Below are 16,641 nucleotides of genomic sequence, written 5' to 3'. Positions count from 1 at the left end.
CCGATTCAAAAACACTCAACAAGATCCTCAAATCGCTAAATTTACCGTTTGGAAACCCGAGATGATGCCCAACCGAAATCGGCGAGGAGTGTTCTGGTCGTGTCGCCCGCCGCACCCCGCCCGGAGAGGCCGATGGCACGTGAACACCTCCCCCTCGGCCCGCCACGGCTTCGGCCGCGACCTCACGGAGCGGGCAGTATGAGCACGCGGCGCACGACCGGGACCGCCATGGCCGAGGCGCTCGCCGCCAACGGGGCGGCCCTCGCCTTCGGCATCCCCGGCACGCACAACCTGGAGCTTTACCGCGGCATGGCGGCGAGCGGGATCCACCACGTGGTGACCCGGCACGAGCAGGGCGCGGGGTACGCGGCGGACGGGTATGCCCGTGTCACCGGCCGCCCGGGACTCGTCGTCACCACCAGCGGGCCCGGCCTGATGAACGCCATGGCCGCGATGGGCACCGCCTACGCCGACTCCGTACCGCTCCTGGTGCTCTCACCCGGCGTGCCCACCGGCCTGGAGCGCGCCGACTATGGGTGGCTGCACGAGATGAAGGACCAGCGGGCCGCCGCCGACGCCGCGGTGGCGCGCAGCGTGCGGCCCGGCACTCCGGCGCAGGCCGTCGACGCCGTCCACGAGACCTTCGCCCGCTGGGCGGCCGAGCGGCCGCGTCCGGTGCACATCGAGGTGCCGCTGGACGTGCTGGAGGCGCCCTGGGACGGCGACGTTCCGGGCCCCTGGCGCGCGCCGCACCCGCCGGCGCCGTCCCCGGCGGCGGTGACGGAGGCCCTCGGCCTGCTCTCGCGGGCCGTGACCCCGGTGATCGTCGCCGGGGGAGGCGCGCTGGGCGCCGCCGCGCCGCTGCGGGCGGTCGCCGAGGCGCTCGGCGCGCCCGTGGTCACCACCACCGCGGGCAAGGGGGTGCTCGACGAGGACCATCCGCTGGCCGTCGGCCCGTTCCTCGGTTTCACCGCCGCCCGGAGTCTGATGGAGGACGGCGACGTCCTGCTCGTGGTGGGCAGCGAGCTCGGCGACGCCGAGCTGCCGGACCGCCTGGCGCCGCGCGGCGCCGTCATCCGGATCGACCTCGACCCGGCCCAGCTGCACAAGAACCTCCGCGCCGCGCTGCCGGTCCACGCCGACGCCCGGGAGGCCCTGGCCGCGCTGGCGGCCGGACTCGGCGGAACGGAACGGCCCGGGAAACTGGCAGAGGGGAAACAGGCAGGTGAGGGGGAACGGCGGGCGGCCGAGGCCCGGACCGGATGCCTTGAGCAGGCCGCGGAGCGCGGCGGCCGGTGGCGCGAGGCGCAGGACGCGCTGCGGGCCGAGCTGCCCGCCGACGTCGTCGTGGTGGGCGACAGCTCGCAGGTCTCCTATCTGGGCACCGCGCCGTTCTGGCCGTTCTCCGAGCCGCGCCGCTACCTGGCGCCGGTCGGATACTCCACCCTCGGGTACGGCCTGCCGGCGGCGATCGGGGCGCGGCTCGCGGAGCCCGCGCGCCCGGTGGTGGCCCTGCTCGGCGACGGCGCGTTCATGTTCAGCGTCCAGGAGCTGGTCACCGGCGCCGAGCTGGGACTGCCGCTGCCGGTGGTGATCCTCGACAACCACGGCTTCGGCGAGATCCGGCAGAACATGCTCGACCGCGACATCGCGCCGTACGCGGTGGACCTGGCCCGTCCCGACTTCGCGGCGCTCGCCCAGGCCATGGGCTGCCACGGCGTCCGCGTGACGGACGCCGCCGAGGCGGCCAAGCAGGCCGCCACCGCGCTGACGGCCGCGCGGCCGACCGTGATCGTCTGGGAGGTGGGCTCGTGAGAGCAGTACTCAACATGATCGACGGGCAGTGGCGGGACGCCGCGGACGGGCGGGCCGCCGAGGTGGTGGACCCGAGCACCGAGAAGGTGATCGCGACCGCGCCGCTGTCCGGCGCGGTCGACGTGGACGCCGCCTGCCGCGCGGCCGAGCGTGCCTTCGCCGGGTGGCGGCGGACCACGCCGCGCGTCCGGCAGGACCTGCTGCTGCGGCTGGCCGACGCGGTGACCGCCCAGGCGGGGGAGCTGGCCGAGGCCGAGTCGGCGAACACCGGCAAGCCGGCCGCCGCGGCGGCGGCCGAGGTGGCCGAGTGCGTGGACGTGCTGCGGTTCTTCGCCGGCGCGGCCCGCCTGCTGGAGGGCAGGTCGGCGGGGGAGTACCTCGACGACCACACCTCGATGATCCGGCGCGAGCCCGTCGGGGTGTGCGCCCAGGTGACGCCGTGGAACTACCCGCTGATGATGGCGGTCTGGAAGATCGCCCCGGCGGTGGCGGCGGGCAACACCGTGGTGCTGAAACCCGGCGACACCACGCCGCTCACCACGGTGCTGCTCGCCGGGATCGCGGCCGGGATCCTGCCGCCCGGCGTCGTCAACGTGGTGTGCGGCGACCGTGACGCCGGGCGCGCCCTGGTGTCGCACGAGATCCCGCAGATGGTCTCCATCACCGGCTCGGTCAGGGCCGGGACGGAGGTGGCCGTCGCGGCGTCGGCGTCGCTCAAGCGCCTCCACCTGGAGCTCGGCGGCAAGGCGCCGGTGCTGGTCTTCCCCGACGCCGAGCTCGACGTCGCCGTCCGCACGGTCGCCGAGGCCGGGTACGCGAACACGGGCCAGGACTGCACCGCGGCCACCCGGGTGCTGGTGCACGAGAGCGTGCACGACGAGTTCCTCGCGGAGCTGACCGCCGCCGCGGCGGCCGTCCGCGTCGGACCGCCGGACGACCCGGCGGCGGCGATCGGCCCGCTCAACAACGCGGCCCAGCTCCGGCGGGTGTCCGGGTTCGTGGAACGGCTGCCGGCGCACGCCACCGTGACGACGGGCGGGGCCCGTGCCCCCGGCCAGGGGTACTTCTTCGCCCCCACCGTGGTCGCCGGCGTGCGGCAGGCCGACGAGGTGGTGCGCGAGGAGGTCTTCGGGCCGGTGGTGACCGTGCAGCCCTTCGCCGCCGAGGAGGAGGCGGTGACCCTCGCCAACGACACGGCGTACGGCCTGGCCTCCAGCGTGTGGACGCGGGACAACGCCCGCGCGCTGCGCGTCGCCGCCCGCCTCGACTTCGGGGCGGTCTGGCTCAACACCCACATGACCATGGTCTCCGAGATGCCGCACGGGGGCTTCAAGCACTCGGGCTACGGCAAGGACATGTCGGCCTACGGGTTCGACGACTACACGCGCGTCAAGCACGTCATGAGCTTCACCGGGGAGCGGTGAGCGAAGAAATAAGGAAAGGTAAGTGAGAACGTGAAGGTTTCACGCAATGTGTGGGCCGTCACTTCGCTGGCGCTGTCCCTCACCCTCACCGCCGCCTGCGGCGGAGGGAGCGGGAGCGGTGACGCCGGCGCGTCCGGCGACTCCGGTTCCGTCACCTACGCGGGCTTCGGAGGGACCGGCCAGGAGGCCATCGCCAAGGCGTGGCTCGACCCGTTCGGCAAGGAGAGCGGCGTCGGCGTGGTCCAGGACAACCCCGTGACGTACGCCAAGATCCACCAGATGGTCGACGCCAAGAACGTGACCTGGGACATCGCCCAGGGCGGAGCCGACTTCGGGCTGGAGGGCAACCCTCGCCTGGAGGACATCGACTGCTCGGTCGTCTCCTGCGGCGACTACGCGGACGGGCCGTTCAAGGTCTACAAGCAGGGCGTGCCCCTGTTCGTCTTCTCGATCGTGCTCGCCTACAACACCGACAAGTTCGGAAGCAACCCGCCCAAGAACTACGCCGCCTTCTTCGACACCGCGAAGTATCCCGGCAAGCGGGCCATCGACGGCACCGCCGGCTTCCAGGGGATCCTGGAGGCGGCGCTGATGGCGAACGGCACGCCCCGCGACCAGCTCTACCCGCTCGACGTCGACGCCGCGCTGAAGCTCCTGGAGCCGATCAAGGACGACCTGATCGTCTTCAAGGACGCCGCGGAGTGCATCAACCTGGTCTCCTCCGGCGAGGCCGTCATGGGCAACTGCTACAACGGGCGCGTCAAGCTGGCCAAGGACGAGGGCCAGCCGATCGACAACACCTGGGGCCAGCAGATCTACCTCTGCGACTACCTCTTCGTGCCGAAGGGCGCCAAGGACAAGGCGAACGCGATGAAGCTCATCGCCTACATCGCCAAGGCGGCCAACAACGGGAAGATCACCGAGTTCATCCCGTACGGCCCGGCCAACCCCAAGGCCACGGCCTCCGGCAAGTACGCCGCGGACGCCCCGACGGCCCACCAGCTGGAGGGCGAGGACGCCCCGATCGTCATGGACTCCGCCTGGTGGAACGCCAACATGGAGAAGGCGATCGAGAAGACCACCGCCTGGCTGGCGGGCTGACCACCGTGACGGCGGCCAGGCCGTGCCCGAGAGCGAAACGTGCTCGCACGCGGAACGCGGAAGCGGACCGCGAAGCGAAACGAGGAGCACAGTGAGCGCACTTTCCCAGATCCCCTCCCGCGCGTCGTCCCCCGGCCCGCAGGCGAGTCCGGTGACCGGCTCGGACGGCCGCGCCGGTCACGGCACCGGGCCCGGCGGAGGCGCCGCCCGCGCCCGGCGCTTCCCCCGGCCCGACTTCTGGAGCGGCGCCGGCCTGCCCGGCCTGGTCTTCGTCGTCGCCGCGTTCGTCGTCCCGATGGCCGTGGTGGTGGTCAAGAGCCTGACCGACCCCTCGCCGGCGAACTACAGCGCGATCTTCACCAGTTCGGTCTACCAGCGTTCCGTCGTGGACACCCTGGAGATGGCGCTGGTGGTCACCGTGCTGTGCCTGCTGGTCGGATACCCGTACGCCTACACGATGGCCAGGTCCGGGACGGCCATGCGCACCTTCCTGATGGTCGCGCTGATGCTGGCCTTCTGGACGAGCCTGCTGGTGCGCACCTACGCCTGGCAGATCGTGCTGAACGACACCGGCATCGTGAACACCGCGCTGCGTGACTGGCTCGGCCTCACGTCCGCGCCGATCCACATGATCAGGACGCCCTTCGCGGTCTACGTCGGCATGGTGCACGTCCTCCTGCCGTACGCCGTGCTGGCGTTGTTCGCCCAGCTCCGCTCGATCGACCCGGACGTCGAGCGGGCCGCGCAGGTGATGGGGGCGCGGCCGTGGCGCGTGTTCGCGCGGGTCACCCTGCCCCTGTCGCTGCCCGGCGCGGTGGCCGGAGGCGTCCTGGTGTTCGTCCTCGCCCTGGGCTTCTACATCACGCCGCAGCTTCTCGGCGGCGCCCGCCAGGTGTACGTGGGGCAGGCGATCATGCAGCAGATCGAGCAGTTCCTCAAGCCGGGCGTCGGCGCGGCGATGGCGGTGCTGCTGTTCGTCGCGGTGCTGGCCGTGCTCGGGCTCGCCGCCCGCTTCGTCGGCCTGGGCAAGATCCTCGGCGTCGGCATGGGGAGGCGGCGATGAGGGCCGGGATCGGCGTCCGCCTGTTCGCCTGCCTGATCGCGCTGCTGTTCGTCGCGCCCACCCTGATCGTCGCGGCGACCTCGGTGACCTCCGGCTCGATGGTGACCTTCCCGCCCAAGGGCTTCTCCCTGCGCTGGTTCCAGGAGGTCCTCACCGATCCCGAGTGGCTCACCGCGCTCGGCAACAGCGTGCAGGTGGGCCTGCTCGCCGCCGCTCTGGCGATGGCGGCGGGCACCTCGCTCGCCTTCGCCGCGGCGCGCAGCCGCTTCCTGCCGCCCGCCCTCGTCACCGGCCTGGCCGTGCTGCCGATGACCGTGCCGCTCGTCGTCGCCGGCATCGGCTTCTACCTGGTCTACATCCGGGTCGGCCTGTCGGGGAACGTGCTCAGCCTGGGCATCGCCCACGCGGTGCTCGGCCTGCCGTTCGTGTTCGTGAACGTCCTGGCCGCGCTCACCGGCGTGGACCGCCGCGTCGAGGAGGCCGCGCGCGTGTCCGGCGCGACCGAGGCGGTCACGCTCCTGCGGATCACGCTGCCCCTGGTGGCCCCGGCCGCGCTGGTCGGCGGCGTGCTGGCGTTCGTCTCCTCCTGGGACGAGGTGGTCGTCGCCCTGTTCCTGAACACGCCGCAGTTCCGCACCCTGCCCGTCGTCATGTGGAGCCAGGTGCGCTCCGGCGTCGAGCCGTCCATCTCGGCGGTCGCGACGCTGATCACCCTCGTCTCGCTGCTCATGGCCGCCCTCGTCCTGGTGGGGCCGGCCGTGGTGAAGAAGGTAAGGAGAAGGACGTGACCGAGACGGCAACCCAGGCCGGCCCGACCGGCCAGGAGGGCTCGCCGGGGGCGAGGGTCGAGCTGACCGGCATCGTGAAGGTGTACGGGGACACGCGGGCCGTCGACGACGTGTCGCTGACCGTCGAGCCCGGTCAGTTCCTCACGCTGCTGGGCGCCTCCGGGTCGGGCAAGACCACGCTCCTGCGAATCATCGCGGGCTTCGTGGACGCCGACGAGGGCCGGATCGTGGTGAACGGCCGCGACATCTCCCAGGTCCCGGTGCACCAGCGCGGGATCGGCATGGTCTTCCAGAACTACGCGTTGTTCCCGCACCTGTCGGTCGCCGCCAACGTCGCCTTCCCGCTGGAGATGCGGGGGGTGCGCCGCCGCGACCGGGCGGCCCTGGTCGAGCGGGCGCTGGAGGCGGTGCACCTCGGCGGGTACGGCCGGCGCTCCCCGAAGGAACTGTCCGGCGGGCAGCAGCAGCGGGTGGCGCTGGCCAGGGCCATCGTGGCCCGGCCGCCGCTGCTGCTGATGGACGAGCCCCTCGGCGCCCTCGACCGCAGGCTGCGCGAGGCCATGCAGATCGAGATCCGCAGGCTCAGCCGCGAGCTCGGGCTCACCGTCATCAACGTCACCCACGACCAGGAGGAGGCGCTGACGATGAGCGACCGCATCGCGCTGCTCGCCGGCGGCCGCCTGGTCCAGCACGGCACGCCCGAGGAGCTGTACGGCCTGCCCGAGAGCGAGGTCGCCGCCCGCTTCCTGGGCGAGTCCAACCTGTTCCGCGGCCGGGTCCGGCGGGAGGGCACGCAGTCCGTGCTGGCCCTGCCGTACGGGCGGGTGCTCGTCCCCGGCGACACGCCGGGGGAGCGGGAGGCGGTCGTCGTGGTGCGGCCGTCGGCCATCCGCATCCGGCCCGCCGGGGCGGAGCCGTCCACGGCGGCCGTCTCCCGCATGCCCGGAGTGGTGAGCGCCGACATCTACGCCGGCGACTCGCGCAAGGTCCTGGTGGAGGGCGCCGACGGCGCCGAACTGGTGGTCAGGTGCGAGTCCGGCGCCCCGCTGCCGTGCTCCGTGGGCGACGAGGTCGTCCTCGAGTGGGACCCCGGCTCCTGCCACATCATCCCCGGCGCGGCCTGACCGCGCTTCCCCTTACCGACGACGAGGGGCGTCGCCCGGTGGCGTCCACGCCTCCGGCATGCCCGGAAACCCCCGCAAAGCCTGAGATCAACGCTCGAGAACAAGGAACGAGGAACGACATGGGACTGACCGAGCGCCAGCGCGCCGGAGTCGCCGCGGTGGAGGAACTCGGCAAGGAGCTCTCGGAGTTCCACCGCCTCATCTGGTCGTACGCCGAGCCCGCCTGGCGGGAGTACCGGTCGGCGCAGGCGTACGTCGACCTGCTGAAGGCGGAGGGCTTCGAGGTGGAGGAGGGGTCGGGCGACATGCCGACCGCCTTCCACGCCCGGTGGGGCGACGACGGCCCCGCCATCGGGATGTACTCCGAGTACGACGCCTCGCCCGGCTACTCCCAGGACACCGTGCCCTACCGGCAGCCGCGCCCCGGTCTCCACCCGTGGGCTCCGGGCTTCACCGACGCGCACTCGGCCCTGGGCGTCGGCGCCCTCGCCGGGGCGCTCGCGACCAAGCGGGCGATCGAGCGCACCGGCGGCCGGGGGGTCGTCCACCTGTTCGGCGAGCCCGCCGAGAAGGTGTGCGGTTCCAAGCCCGTGCACGCCGCCAAGGGCTACTACGACGAACTCGACGCGGTGATCAGCTACCACCCGCTGTTCGAGAACACCGCGGTGTGGGACATCCACAACTGCCTGTACTGGTCGGCGGTCTTCACCTTCCAGTGCTTCGAGGCGCAGCGTGACGACGCCCCGCCGTGGATCGACGGCGACCCGCTGGCGGGATCGGGCATGGGCGCGCACAACAGCGTCCGCTCCCCGGGGGCGCTGGACGCGCTGGGACTGATGATCACGGCGACCAAGTACGCCAAGGAGAACATGTTCCCCCGGACCGGCCTGTGGTCGCTCAACGAGGCGATCCTGGGCGCGGCCAACGCGACGGCCGACAACCTGCCGCCGAGGATCACCCAGATCCAGTTCAGCTGGCGCTCTCCGCTGATCGGGGTCCAGGAGCAGATCCTGGAGGTGCTCAGGCGCAACGCCAGGCACGTCGCCGGGCTGGCCAACTGCGAGGTCTCGATGCGCTGGGTGACCCGCACCCGGCCGGGCCTGAAGAACCACGTCATGGCGCAGGCGACGTACGAGAACCTGCTGGAGCTGGGGCCGCGCCGGTTCGCGCCCGAGGCGTACGAGTTCGCCCGCGAGCTGGAGCGCACCCTCGGGCACGAACCCTCCGACGACCCCTTCCGGCCGATGCTGCACCAGGTCACCGACCCGCGCGACCACGACGCGGCCACCCGGGCCACCCTCCCGCCGTGGCAGGACTGCACGGGCGCCGACGACTGCACCGAGTACACCTGGCACGCCCCCACCGTGCGCTTCTACACCGCCAAACCGCTGCTGCGGGTCGTGGGGGAGGACCTCAACCACTGGGCCAACAACGCCATGAACGGCCTCGCCCCGGCGATCGACCCGGTGTGGGGCTACGCCGGCGAGGTCATCGCCGCGACCGCTCTGCGGCTCATCGACGACGGCGGGCTGCTGCGCGCCGCCACCGAGGAGTTCGAGCGCAACCGCGAGGCCGCGCCCGAGGCGTTGCGCGACCCGCTGCTGCCCCGCGACTTCGCGCCGCCCGTCGAGCTGCCCTGGCCCGAGTACGTGACCACCGCCCGCGGCTTCGAGTGGCAACTGCCGACCACGACGGACTTCGGCGAGAAGCTCTAGCCGTCCGTGGGCATGCTCTCGCGCCCCCGCCGCGACCCTTCCCTGGGTGAGCCGGCGGGGGCGAGCGGGACCGCGCTCGCGGTGGCGATGGTCGTCGCGCTGTTCCTCACCGAGTCGCTGGTGCAGATCCTGCTGCCGGTCGGCCTGGAGGCGAGCGGCGCCGGGTCCGGGCTGCTGATCGGCGTGCTGCTCGCTCTCGCCCAGGGCGCCGGCGTGGTCATGTCCCCGCCGGCGGCCCTGCGCGCCGACCGGCACGGGCGCGGCGGCGTGCTGTTCGCCGGCGGCCTCGTCCTCGCGGGCTGCGCGGCCGGGCTCGCCGCCGCCACGTCGTTCTCCTCGGCGTGGATCTGGGTGCTGCCGCTGCTCGGGTACGGCCTGGCCAGGGGTTCCGTCGTGACCACCACGCTGGCGGTGGTCGCCCGGTCCGGCGACCGGTACCGGACCCAGGGCCTCAACGGCGCGGCGCAGCGCCTGTCGGCCGCGGTGGCGGCGACGCTGTCGGTCGTCCTGCTGGCGCACCTCGGCACCCGGGGCGCCGCCGGGCCCGGGCTCTGGCTGGTCGTCCTGTCGGCCCTGACCTTCGCGCTGCTCGCGCGGCGGGTGCGGGGCCGGGCCGACCGGGACGATCCCGCCGACCTGACCGGCACGGCCGGCGCCCGCGGCGGCTACGCGGCGTCGTTGCGCATGCTGCGCCGCGAGCCCGCCCTGCAGGCGTCGTCGCTGATCAACCTCAACCTGAACACCGTGGTCCTGCTCGGCAACTCCTTCTACCCGATCGCGCTCGACGTGCCCGCCGAACGACTGCCCGGGCTGGTGCTGACGCTGCTGCTGTGCCGCGACCTGACCTCGGTGGCCGCCGGTCCCTTCTTCGGGCGGGTGGTCTCCCGCATCGGGCTGCGCGGCGCGGTGACGGTGTCCGGCGTGTGCGCGGTGGCCGGGCTCGCCGCGGTGGGGCTGGCCGGGAACGGCTTCGCCGGGGTCGCGGCGGGCGCCGTGCTGCACGGGCTGGCCGGGGCCACCGGCATCGGGGCCACCAACCTGCTGGCGACCGCGGGGAGTTCCGCCGGCGGCACCGGCCTGCGGCTGGCCGCGACGAACTATCTCAACGGAGTGGGCATGCTGGTCCTGCCGGTGGTGTTCGGAGCGCTGCTCGACGTGTCCGGGCCCGGCGGCGTGTTCCTTGCGGGCGCCTGCGTCTCCGCCGCGATGCTGGCCGGCGTCCTGGCGCTCACCCCGGCCGCGTCCCCGGCGCGGGCCCGGTGACAGGCCGGATGAGCGGGACCTTGGCCGGTCGGCGCCGGGCGGACGCGTCAGCCGGCGGCGGTCTCGAACCGCCACGGGCGGGGCAGCACCAGGACGCGCGCGTAGGGCAGCACGGTCAGGTCGCGCACGCCGTCCAGGGCGACGATGCGGCGCATCAGCGCGGCCAGGTCCCTCGCCGAGCCGCAGGCCGCCTCGGCCACGACGTGGAACCGGCCCGCCGTCAGCGTGACGATCGGCAGCTCGGGCAGCACGACCAGGGCGTCCAGGGCGGCCTCCGGGGAGCCGCCCAGCGTGATCCCGACGGAGGCCATCATGATGACGGGATCGGTGGACACCCGGTCCACCATCGCCGTCGCCTGGATCGTGCCGTCCCGGAACAGCGTCTGCGCCCGCTTGCGCACCACCCAGTAGGGGACGCCGAGCTCGTCCTCCATCTCCCGGAAGCTGGCCCTCGGGTTGTCGACGAGCAGGCGCAGCAGCGCCACGTCGAGGTCGTCGAGCTCCGGCCGCCGCGGCGCGGGCGGCCCGGACCGCCGCGGCCTGCCCTGGCTCTCCCACTTGGCCACGTCGAGCTGGCGCCAGACCTCGTGGTCCCCCACGCCTTCGACCGTGCCGGCGATCCGCTGCACGACGTCGGCGAGATCGGCGTCGTCGCGGGCGGCGACCTCGCACATGACGTCGTACGCGCCGATCGTCTGGGCGGCGAAGGTGACCTGGGGATTGGCGTTGAGCGCGCCGCGCAGCCGTTCGACCGGGCCGCGGTAGCGCAGGCCGACGATGCCGAGAACGTCGTATCCGAGGACGGCGGGGTCCACCAGCCCGATCACGCGCAGGACGCCGTCACCGGACAGCCGCGCCATGCGGGCGCGGACCGCGTCGGCGGACAGGCCGACCTGCTCTCCGATCCGGGCCAGCGGGGCCCTGCCGTCCTCCCGCAGCAGGCCGACGATCGCCTGGTCCTGCGCGTCAAGTTCGTATCGCTGCGTCAAGGATCCGCTTCCCGTTCCCGTCACCCGCCCGCGACGGCACTCCCGCCCCGGACAGTGTGGCACAGCCATGAACGCGTGCGTACGGGAGTCGAACGGCAAATATCCACGATCAACTCCGCGGAAACGATGAACAATGCGAACAGACAATCCTCCGTCGTCACCGGATGCCCATCCGGGGCCCCTCGGGCTGGTGGCACACCGTCCCTGGCGGCTCTGGATCCTCGGCTCCCTGCTGGCCCGGCTGCCGACGGCCATGGCGGGGCTGGTGCTGATGCTCGTGGGCGAGCGGGTGACCGGCTCGCTGGCGGAGGGCGCGCTGCTGGCCGGGGTGCTCAACCTCTGCTCCGGGCCGCCCGGCCCGTTCTTCGGCCGGCTGCTCGACCGGCTGGAACTGCGCCGCGCGATGAGGGTGACGGTGGCCCTCTCGGGGCTGGTCACGCTGGGCCTGGTCGTGGCCGCCGAGGTGCGGGCGCCGGTCTGGGCGCTGTACGTCCTGTCCGTCGTCCTCGGGCTGGCGACGGCGGGGATGTGGGGCGGCATGCGGGCCCTGCTCGTGGTGACGGTTCCCGCCGTCCAGCTCCGCCGCGCCCACTTCGCCGAGTCCCTGCTCGTCGAGCTGTGCTCGGTGGTCGGCCCGATCATGGTCAGCCTGCTCGTGGTGACGGGCGGGACCGTCGCCGCGCTCGCCGGGATGGCGGCCCTGTCGCTGCTGGGCGCCTGGCTCATGCGGGCGGTGCCGCCGCTGCCTCCGGCGCCCCGGCGCCCGGACACCCTCCTCCCGCCGCGCGACACCCAGCTCGTCTCGGCCCTGGTGCTGTGGATCGGCCTGGCGTACGGGCTGCTCATGGCCAACGTCCCGCAGCGCATGGCGCAGTACGGCCTCGGCTCCGGCGCCTCCGGGTGGTTCACCGCGGCGCTGCCCGCCGGGGCCTGCCTCGGGGGGATCGTGGTCAGCGCCTGGCCGCTGGGCCGCAACCGCGCCCTGCTCATCACACTGGCCATGCTGCTCGCCTCCGCCGCCCTGGCCGTGCCGCCCGGGCTCGCCGGCGGCTCCCTCGGGTACGCCGCGGGGCTGTTCGCCGCCGGGCTGTTCATGGTGCCGCTCAACGGCCTGATGGCGACCGAGATCGAGGGACGGATGGGCCTGCGCCGCCGGGCGGAGGCGTTCTCCTATTTCGGGTCCGCCGCGGTCGCCGGTGGCTCCGGAGGTTACTTCCTCGCCGGGGCACTGGACGGCCGCCTGGAGCCGGCCGCCGTGGGCCTGCTGTCGTCCGCCGCGTTCCTGCTGCTCGCGCTGGTCCTCGCCGCCGTGCTGCTGCTGCGGCGCACCCGCCGGGCCGGATGAGCGATGTCAATCACAGCTCGACGCAATCGAGTGTCTTCTGTCATATTTGACGAACATACCCTTTTCGTGATCAATGCCTTCCGAGCCGAGCCCGTCCGAATGGATCCCTGACCAGTGAGCGACGTCCCCAACCCGATCTCCTCCCACCTGTCCCACCAGGAGTTGCTGCTGCTCGACATCGTCGCCGAGTCGGCCGACCCCGTCGGCGCGCGCATCGCGACGCGCCGCCTGGGCGACTGCGGCATCGCGCTCAGCGAGGCGAGTACGTCCCGGCTGCTGGCCCGGCTGGACGACCTGGGACTGACCGTCTCCTCGGGACGCAAGGGCCGCACGGTCACGGACGCGGGCCGCCGCGTCGCCCAGGTCACCCGGCGTACCCGGCGACAGGCCAAAGGGCTGCACCAGGCGCTGGACATCCAGAACGCCCGTCAGTTGCTCGACCTGCTGTACGCCCGGCGCGGAGTGGAGCGGGAGGCCGCCCGGTGGGCCGCGACACGGGCCACCCCGGACGACATCGAACGGCTCGAAGCACTGGTCGACGGGCACCGCGAGGCGCTCGACGCCGGCGGCGACGCCCGGCTGTGCGGCATGCGCTTCCACCGGGAGATCTTCCGCATCTCCCGCAACCGCCTGCTCCAGGCGATCGGCGACGTCGTGCTCGACGAGTCGCTCGAGCCCCTGGAACTGGTGCTGGACGTCATCACCGGCGGCCACGGGACCCTCGCCCAGTCCGCACCCGAGCACGTCGACGTCCTGGCGGCCATCCGCGCGCGCGACCCCGACGAGGCGGAGCAGACGATGCTCGCCCACGTCGACCGGCTGATCGAGGAGGCCGAGCGCGCCGCGACGGACCGTGGCGCCGACGTCGTCAAACGTCTGATCGAGCTCACGCTCTGACCCGAGAAGCACGAAGAAGAAAGGGGAGAGGCGGATGCCGATCCTGCGCCTAGACGCCCGCTACGTGGTGGCCTTCCAGGAGGGGGAGCACCGGCTGCTGGAGAACGGCACCGTCGTCGTGGACGGCGACCGCGTCGTCTTCACCGGCCGCGACTACCGGGGACCGGCCGACGAGCGGGTGGACGCCGGAGACACGCTGGTCACGCCGGGGTTCATCAACACGCACGCCCACCTGGAGACCGCTCCGCTGGACAAGTCGTTCCAGGAGGACGTCGGGAAACGGCAGTTCTTCTCCACCGGCCTGGTCGAGACCCTGCCGATGCAGGAGAACTCCATCGACGAGGAGGGAGTCGACACCTGCATCGAGGTCTCGATGTCCGAGCTCATCCGTACGGGCACCACGACGGTGATGCACCAGGGGCTGCGGGGCCGGCGGGTGGCCGAGGCCTGCGAACGGGCCGGTCTGCGCGCCTACATCGCGGACGGGTACAGGTCGGGCCGCTGGTTCACCCCCGACGGGAACCGCGTCGCGTACGAGTGGGACGAGGACGGCGGGTTCGCCGGCCTGGAACGGGCCGTGGGGCTGATCGAGGACCTGCGCGGCCGCGGCTCCGGGCGCGTGCGGGGCTTCCTGTCCCCGTGGCAGGCCAACACCTGCACGCCGGACCTGCTGAAGGAGTCGCGGCGGCTGTCCGACGAACTGGAGGTGCCGCTGACGATCCACGCCGCCCAGGCGATGTTCGAGGTGATGGACCTCATGGCGGCGCACGGCATGACGCCGATCGAGTATCTGGAGTCGGCCGGGTTCCTCGGCCCCCGGGTCGTGCTGGGTCACGCGATCTTCACCACCGGCACCTCGTGGGTGAACCTGCCCGGGGACGACCTGCGGCGCATCGCGGACTCCGGCGCCTCGATCTCCTACAACGCCTGGACGTTCGCCCGGCGCGGCATCATGGTCGAATCCCTCCCCGCCTACCGGAGAGCCGGCGTCAACATCACGCTCGGAACGGACACCACGCCGCAGTCCATGATCGAGTCGATCCGCTGGTCGGCGATCCTGGGCAAGGTGGCCGACCGGCGCGCCGACTCCTGGCTCGCCACCCATCTGCTCGACGCCGCGACGGTCGACGCGGCCCGGCTGCTGGGCCGCGACGACCTGGGCCGGATCGCGCCGGGAGCCAAGGCCGACCTGCTGCTGTGGCGGCTCGGCACCCCCGTCATGTCACCGGTCCGCGATCCCATCAGGAACCTCGTCTACTACGCGACCCGCGAGGATCTGGCGTCGGTGATGATCGACGGCGCGTGGGTGATGCGGGACGGCGCCCTGCTCACCGTGGACGAGGAGGGGATGACCGAGCGCCTGCAGCGGGCCGGTGAGCGCTCCTGGGCCCGGGTGCCGGACCACGACCGGCTCGGCCGCACCCTCGAAGAGGTCGCGCCGTCCTCCCTCCGCCCGTTCCGCTGACCGCCCTGTCGGCACGCCGGAGGATTCTCCGGCGGCGTCGTCGGAGCACGACCGCGTCGATGGGCGGCGAGCCGCACCGCGCTCCGCTCGCCGCCTGTCTCCGCGCCCTCGCCTACGCCCTTTCCCGGGGCGCCGGAGCGATCCGGGGCCACTGCCGGACGTCGATCCGCTGCGGAACGAAGCGGCCGGCGCCGTCCGAGCCCGTGAACCGGCCGTCGCGGGCCACCACCCGGCCGCGGGCAATCGTGAGCTCCGGCAGGCCCGCACCGGTCATGCCCTCGTACGGCTCGTAGTCGCTGCCCCAGCCCGCCTCGAAAGCCGGCCAGGTCCACTCCCGTCCGGGGTTCCACAACACCAGGTCGGCGTCCGCGCCCACCCGGATCACCCCCTTGCGGGGATACATGCCGAACGTCCGGGCCGGGCCGGTGGCCGACACCTCGACGAACCCCCGCAGGCCGAGCCGGCCACGGGTGACCGCGTGGTCCCACAGCAGGGGGACCCGCGCGTCCAGGCCGGGGGCTCCCGGCGGCAGCGCGGTGAAGTCGGCGGCACCCGGCAACTTGTGCTCCAGGCCGTAAGCGCAGTGGTCGGAGGCCACGCTGCCCAGGACTCCGGTGCGCAGCGCGTCCCAGAGGCGGTCCTGTGCGGCGGCGTCCCTGACGGGCGGCGTGATCACATACTTCCACCCGTCGGGACGCCGGTACACGGAGTCGTCCAGCACCAGGTAGTGGGTGCAGGTCTCCGCCTGCACCAGGACGCCCGTCTCGCCGGCCGCCTCGATGGCGGACAACGCCTCGCCGCCGGAGACGTGGTAGATGTACACCAGCGCGCCGAGTTCCCGGGCGAAGTGCGTCACCAGGCCGATCGCGGCGCTCTCCGCGCTGCCGGGCCGGCTGCGGGGGAAGCGGTCGATGGCCGCGGCGGAGTCGGCCAGCACCGCGGACCTGGCGTGTTCGAGGATGGCGTGGTTCTCCGCGTGGAAACCGGCGAGCCCGCCGGCCTCCGCCACGGCGGTCATCACCGCCCTGATCTCCCCGTCGTCGAGCCGGTCGTCGTACGTCGTGTAGATCTTGAAGGAGGCCAGGCCCTCGGCCACCAGGGCGGGGATCTCGCGCAGCCGCTCCGGGGTGATGCGGGCGATCACCGGGTGGAAGGTGTAGTCGATCACCGACGGCGCCGCCTCGGCCATGCGCTCGCGGGCCGCGGTCACGAGCGACCCGCCGGACGCCGGCACGAAGTCGATCACCGTGGTGGTGCCGCTGACGGCCGCCGCCCGGGTCGCCGAGCCGAAGTCGTCGAGGCTGCGGACGCCTTCGGCGATCGGCCAGGCGATGTGGGTGTGGGTGTCGATCCCCCCGGGCACCAGGACCGCGCCCGGAGGGGCCTCGATGATCCGCGTCCCTCGCAGGGTGCCGGGCGCGGCGAGCGCCGCGATCTTCTCGCCGCTGACGCCGAGGTCGGCCGCCTCGATGTCGTGTTCGCCCACGACGAGAGCGCCACTCACAACGAGGTCGAAGTCATCACGCACCGGACATCTCCCGACAGCGATCCATCAATACAGATCGATGTCTATCTCAGGGACCTCCCAAATGTCTAGCTATGTCAAATTTGAGGAAGATGCCTGTATTATGACGATCGTAAATCTCCGTGAT

13 protein-coding genes are annotated in these 16,641 nt (G+C 72.7%); 11 read left to right on the top strand and 2 right to left on the bottom strand.

Features of this window, described 5'->3' with window-relative positions:
• Positions 1–198 precede the first annotated feature (198 nt).
• The 8 genes from HHX33_RS04060 (at position 199) to HHX33_RS04025 (ending at position 10,293) form a co-directional block, all read left to right on the top strand.
• The gene (locus HHX33_RS04060) at positions 199–1,815 is read left to right on the top strand and encodes a thiamine pyrophosphate-dependent enzyme (protein ID WP_182873405.1); all 1,617 of its coding nucleotides are present in this window, start codon (positions 199–201) and stop codon (positions 1,813–1,815) included.
• Positions 1,816–1,829: 14 nt separating this feature from the next.
• Complete coding sequence (locus HHX33_RS04055) at positions 1,830–3,239, top strand: aminobutyraldehyde dehydrogenase (RefSeq protein ID WP_182873643.1); 1,410 nt, start codon at positions 1,830–1,832, stop codon at positions 3,237–3,239.
• A gap of 48 nt (positions 3,240–3,287) precedes the next feature.
• Positions 3,288–4,340 (top strand): extracellular solute-binding protein, encoded by a 1,053-nt coding sequence (locus HHX33_RS04050; RefSeq protein ID WP_182873404.1) that lies wholly within the window; start codon positions 3,288–3,290, stop codon positions 4,338–4,340.
• A gap of 91 nt (positions 4,341–4,431) precedes the next feature.
• The gene (locus HHX33_RS04045; RefSeq protein ID WP_182873403.1) at positions 4,432–5,403 is read left to right on the top strand and encodes an ABC transporter permease; all 972 of its coding nucleotides are present in this window, start codon (positions 4,432–4,434) and stop codon (positions 5,401–5,403) included.
• The gene (locus HHX33_RS04040; RefSeq protein WP_182873402.1) at positions 5,400–6,191 is read left to right on the top strand and encodes an ABC transporter permease; all 792 of its coding nucleotides are present in this window, start codon (positions 5,400–5,402) and stop codon (positions 6,189–6,191) included. Before HHX33_RS04045 ends, HHX33_RS04040 begins: the two co-directional genes overlap by 4 nt.
• The gene (locus tag HHX33_RS04035; RefSeq protein WP_182873401.1) at positions 6,188–7,315 is read left to right on the top strand and encodes an ABC transporter ATP-binding protein; all 1,128 of its coding nucleotides are present in this window, start codon (positions 6,188–6,190) and stop codon (positions 7,313–7,315) included. Before HHX33_RS04040 ends, HHX33_RS04035 begins: the two co-directional genes overlap by 4 nt.
• Before the next feature lie 119 nt (positions 7,316–7,434).
• Positions 7,435–9,030: an amidohydrolase gene (locus HHX33_RS04030; protein WP_182873400.1), complete on the top strand. Its 1,596-nt coding sequence runs from the start codon at positions 7,435–7,437 to the stop codon at positions 9,028–9,030.
• 12 nt (positions 9,031–9,042) lie between these two features.
• Positions 9,043–10,293, top strand: coding sequence for an MFS transporter (locus tag HHX33_RS04025; RefSeq protein WP_182873399.1), 1,251 nt, complete (start codon positions 9,043–9,045; stop codon positions 10,291–10,293).
• A 47-nt stretch (positions 10,294–10,340) separates the two neighbouring features.
• Here HHX33_RS04025 and HHX33_RS04020 read toward each other — a convergent pair whose 3' ends face one another.
• Complete coding sequence (locus tag HHX33_RS04020) at positions 10,341–11,282, bottom strand: Lrp/AsnC family transcriptional regulator (protein ID WP_182873398.1); 942 nt, start codon at positions 11,280–11,282, stop codon at positions 10,341–10,343.
• A gap of 190 nt (positions 11,283–11,472) precedes the next feature.
• On the opposite strand from HHX33_RS04020, the gene HHX33_RS04015 reads away from it, so the two are divergent.
• The 3 genes from HHX33_RS04015 to HHX33_RS04005 all read left to right on the top strand — a co-directional run bounded on the left by HHX33_RS04015 (position 11,473) and on the right by HHX33_RS04005 (position 14,989).
• Positions 11,473–12,627: an MFS transporter gene (locus HHX33_RS04015; protein ID WP_182873397.1), complete on the top strand. Its 1,155-nt coding sequence runs from the start codon at positions 11,473–11,475 to the stop codon at positions 12,625–12,627.
• A gap of 114 nt (positions 12,628–12,741) precedes the next feature.
• Entirely contained in the window at positions 12,742–13,524 is a 783-nt protein-coding gene (locus HHX33_RS04010; RefSeq protein ID WP_182873396.1) for an FCD domain-containing protein, read from the top strand.
• Positions 13,525–13,558: 34 nt separating this feature from the next.
• Positions 13,559–14,989 carry an amidohydrolase family protein gene (locus tag HHX33_RS04005; RefSeq protein ID WP_182873395.1) on the top strand — a complete coding sequence of 477 codons (1,431 nt, stop codon included), beginning with the start codon at positions 13,559–13,561 and terminating at the stop codon, positions 14,987–14,989.
• A gap of 112 nt (positions 14,990–15,101) precedes the next feature.
• Here the strand turns inward: HHX33_RS04005 and hydA are convergent, their stop codons facing one another.
• Positions 15,102–16,517: a dihydropyrimidinase gene (hydA, locus tag HHX33_RS04000; RefSeq protein ID WP_182873394.1), complete on the bottom strand. Its 1,416-nt coding sequence runs from the start codon at positions 16,515–16,517 to the stop codon at positions 15,102–15,104.
• Between the last annotated feature and the right edge of the window lie 124 nt (positions 16,518–16,641).

It is taken from the genome of Microbispora sp. H10670 (assembly GCF_014161385.1).
GTDB lineage: Bacteria > Actinomycetota > Actinomycetes > Streptosporangiales > Streptosporangiaceae > Microbispora > Microbispora triticiradicis.
The sequence above is the reverse complement of the archived record's forward strand: the minus strand, read 5'-3'. Positions and strand labels throughout refer to the sequence as shown.